General features: G+C 40.3%; 1 protein-coding gene. It reads left to right on the forward strand.

Annotation, left to right across the window (positions count from 1 at the left end; all coding sequences use genetic code 11):
* Positions 1-54: 54 nt before the first annotated feature.
* Positions 55-546: an AAA family ATPase gene (locus OB236_RS06475; protein WP_262683226.1), complete on the forward strand. Its 492-nt coding sequence runs from the start codon at positions 55-57 to the stop codon at positions 544-546.
* Positions 547-722 lie beyond the last annotated feature (176 nt).

The raw sequence follows: 722 nt of genomic DNA on the forward strand, positions 1-722 counted from the left end.
AGATTGATGCAAAGATTCTGTATATATCCGTTTATATAAGGAGGTGGGATTCACGTGGCGACACTTCATTTAATGGTTGGTCTCCCTTGTAGCGGTAAGACTACTCTGGCTCGACAACTTGAAACGAAATACTCAGCACTTCGCCTTACTCCCGATGAATGGCATATCAGATTATTTGGGCATGATTTCGGGGATAACATGACGGAAACTGACGAAGTTAAGCATGATTCTAGACATGATTCAGTGGAATCCCTAATGTGGGACGTGGCGGCTAGAGTTTTAGTTCTTGGTGTTGATGTAATTCTGGATTTCGGATGCTGGGTTCAAAGTCAACGAGACGAGTTTCGTTCCAGAGCCAAGAACCTAGGGGCTGGCTATAAAATTCATTTTACTGATGTGCCTGTAGAAGTGTTATTTGAACGTCTAAAAGCTAGAAATGATATGCATAAAGAAGGAACTTTTTTCATACCTGAAGCAAAACTTAAAGAATGGATAAAGATTTTTGAACCACCTTCATCACAAGAACTTGATTCCTCGGACGATTAAACGACGGATAACGATAGTGCAATAACGAAAGGGCTGCCGTATGGCAGCTCTTCTTTTCTTCTTGATGTGAGGGAAAGATGAAAATTTTTGTGTAGAAGTTAATTTATAACGACTCTGTGATGGGGGAGTTAACTCTGAAATATATTGAATTTGGTCTGGGCAATCCATGGTTAAGA

Source organism: Paenibacillus baimaensis (genome assembly GCF_025567575.1).